Annotated in this window: 3 protein-coding genes; all 3 read left to right on the forward strand. The window is 36.1% G+C overall.

The genetic code is table 11. From position 1 onward, the window contains the following. The first annotated feature begins 51 nt into the window (after positions 1-51). The 3 genes from IIF7_RS20300 to IIF7_RS20310 all read left to right on the forward strand — a co-directional run bounded on the left by IIF7_RS20300 (position 52) and on the right by IIF7_RS20310 (position 3,126). On the forward strand, positions 52-1,668 hold the full coding sequence (locus IIF7_RS20300; protein ID WP_084843512.1) for a GH35 family beta-galactosidase: 1,617 nt from the start codon (positions 52-54) through the stop codon (positions 1,666-1,668). 830 nt (positions 1,669-2,498) lie between these two features. After that, on the forward strand, positions 2,499-2,801 hold the full coding sequence (locus tag IIF7_RS20305) for a nucleotidyltransferase family protein (RefSeq protein WP_084843513.1): 303 nt from the start codon (positions 2,499-2,501) through the stop codon (positions 2,799-2,801). Beyond that, positions 2,791-3,126 (forward strand): HepT-like ribonuclease domain-containing protein, encoded by a 336-nt coding sequence (locus tag IIF7_RS20310; RefSeq protein WP_084843514.1) that lies wholly within the window; start codon positions 2,791-2,793, stop codon positions 3,124-3,126. The genes IIF7_RS20305 and IIF7_RS20310 overlap by 11 nt, the downstream gene beginning before the upstream one ends. Positions 3,127-3,179 lie beyond the last annotated feature (53 nt).

Genomic DNA, 3,179 nt, shown 5'->3' on the forward strand with positions numbered 1-3,179 from the left:
AGTTTTGAGACAAACTGCCGTTAGCCACAATATAACCAAACCAACAAAAAAATGAATATAAAGCAAATTGCAATTTTTCTAATCGTCCTTTTAATCCAAATCGAAAAAGGAAATGCACAAGAGAATATTCCTTATCTGAAAATGGTAGGAGAAAAAACTCATTTGATTGTAAAAGGAGAACCGTTTATTGTGCTTGGTGGAGAGTTAGGAAATTCATCATTTACTTCGATTGAGTACATGAAACCCCATTGGGAGAAGTTTCAGGCGATGAACCTAAATACGATACTCGCACCTGTTTATTGGGAATTGATTGAACCCAAAGAAGGCCAATTTGACTTTGAACTATTAGATAAACTCATAATTGAAACTCGAAAAAATGACATGAAGCTAATTATCTTATGGTTTGGTTCTTGGAAAAATAGTATGTCAAGTCATGTGCCTTCTTGGGTAAAACAAAACCCAACTAAATATCCAAGAGCCAAAGATGAAAGAGGTGTGAGTCAGGAAATATTAAGCCCATTTGGCAAAAACAATCTTCAGGCGGATTTGAATGCTTTCAAAGCCCTAATGAAACATATAAAAAGTATTGATAAAGAGCAAACAGTAATCATGGTCCAGCCTGAAAATGAAATTGGAATGTTGCCTTCTGCAAGGGATTATCACCCTTTAGCCAATGAAAAATTTAAAAAGCAAGTTCCAACAGAATTGATGGGTTATTTGCAAAAAAACAAAGAATATTTAGTTCCGGAATTTTTAAAAGTTTGGAGAAAGAACGGCTATAAAACGCAAGGAACTTGGGAGGAAATATTCGGACAAGGATATGGAACAGATGAAATCTTTATGGCTTGGTATTTCGCTAAATACGTACAAGAAATTACCAAAGCAGGGAAAGAAATTTATCCATTACCAATGTTTGTGAACGCAGCATTGATAAGACGTGGGAAAATTCCGGGAGAATATCCAAGTGCAGGTCCATTACCACATTTAATGGATGTTTGGAAAGCAGGTGCACCTTCTATTGATATGCTTTCACCTGATTTTTATACACCAGATTTTGAACTTTGGAATGACCTCTATGTTCGACAAAACAATCCGCTATTTGTCCCAGAACATAGATTTGGTAATACGGTAGGTGCAAAAGCTTTATTCGCAATTGGTCATTATGAAGCAATTGGCTTTTCACCATTTAGCATAGAAAATAACGTGAATTCGGAATTGGCAGGAGCATATAACTTAATAGAACAATTGCATCCATTGATTGCTAAAAACTTCGGTCAAAATAAAATAGAAGGTATCTTATTGGATAGAGATAAAGTATTATCAACGGTTGTTTTGGGAGATTATGAGTTTTCGTTTAAAAACAGTTACACTTTAGGTTGGGAAGCAGGAGCGACAAAAGACGTTTGGGATTCAGGTGGTGCAATAATCATACAAACTAACACCAATGAGTTTTATGTAGCAGGTTCAGGAGTTGTAGTCACTTTCAAAAATTGGAAAAAGAGGGATAAAATAGTAGGCATTTTAAAAAATGAAGAAGGTGTTTTTGAAAATGGTAACTGGAAAGTAATTAGACACCTTAACGGAGACCAAACGCATCAAGGAAGACACATCAGAATAAGTCATGGGGATTATTCAATACAGCGAATTGAGCTATATGAATATGAATAAAAATACTGTGGCTAATCGAGTAGACGGCTCCGCCAGAAATTGACGGAGTGCGCCTCTCACACCACCCAGCGTACGGTTCTCGTACTGGGCGGTTCACAATCCATCTTTCCAATCGCTCTTTAAACCAATTGAAACTATTCTGTACTTTTTCAAAAGGCTACAGATTTTCTTGGGAATCGGTCACCCAGTTAGCGAAAATCAATGCTCCCAATGTAATTTCCAAAAGGATTGCGTTCAGTCCTTCCTCACTTGTGAGACCTATGCAGTTTTGCTACACCTCGTTTCCTGTGAGTACTATTACCTCGGCTGACTTCTCCACCAAACCATCCCGTGGCTATGGAGACCTCCCCAGGTAAGAACATCTTCTTTCCCCTGATTCCTGCCGGATCTACTACTTCGGTATTCATTTCCAAAGAAATGTTTAGGACATCACAATGATGTGCTTGCTCATCCAACCTTGTAGCCTCATATCCGGTTCCTGTTCGTCAGTACCAGGGTTTGTAGTCCTGCTTCCTTCACTTCCTGTCTCGCGACAGACAAGCTTGCAGCTTACTAATGGTTCAAGGCGTCACCCCTGCCCATAAGGGACTTGCACCTTCTAGATTAATATCATATCTTCGATATGATAAAGATGCCCATGCTGGGCACACACAACGGTTCACCGCAAATAACGGGTAGCTATTTGAAAATAGTTATTTTAGAGACCAATTATTAAAACAACTAAGCCGACAAATCCGCGTCCTTACTCCCGCAACTTGCGGTAACCGGGACCGTTGTGGCAAATACATAAAAATTCCAGAAGAGTTGAAATATTTAGTTATTTTAGTGGTATGAAAATAGACGAAAAAAATATTAGCTTAATTAAACAACTCTGTAAAGAATACAAAGTTCGCACTTTTTCTGCTTTTGGTTCAGTAACCAGAGAAGATTTCAGAAATGACTCTGATATTGATTTTGTTGTCGATTTTGAAGAAAATGATCCGTTTAAATATACTGACTTATATTTTCAACTAAAGGAAAAATTAGAAAATTTATTCAAAAGACAAATTGACCTTATTGAAGAAAGAGCTATTAAAAATAACTTTTTTAGAAAGGAACTTGATAGAACTAAAGTGTTGATTTATGGACGATAGAATATATGCTTGGTTAGAGGATATAACAAGATCAATCGATGAAATTTTTGAATTTTTGCCTGAGAAAAGAGATTTCTTTGAATATAAAAATGATTTAAAAACAAAGAAAGCTGTAGAAAGAAATATTGAGATAATTGGAGAAGCTATTAATAGAATTTCCAAAAATAAAACTCATAATCTTGAAATAAAAAATGCCCAAAAAATAATCGGGACGAGAAATAGGATAGCTCACGAATACGATTATATTTCTGACGAGGTAATTTGGACAATTATTATACGAGAACTCCCAGAATTGAAAAAAGAAATTGAAGATTTAAAATTATAAAAGTACTTGCCACAACAATGCGTATAGCCCATTGCGGCTAAATACTTAATCGA

Origin of the sequence: Zunongwangia atlantica 22II14-10F7 (genome assembly GCF_002094855.1) — a bacterium.
GTDB classification, from domain to species: domain Bacteria; phylum Bacteroidota; class Bacteroidia; order Flavobacteriales; family Flavobacteriaceae; genus Zunongwangia; species Zunongwangia atlantica.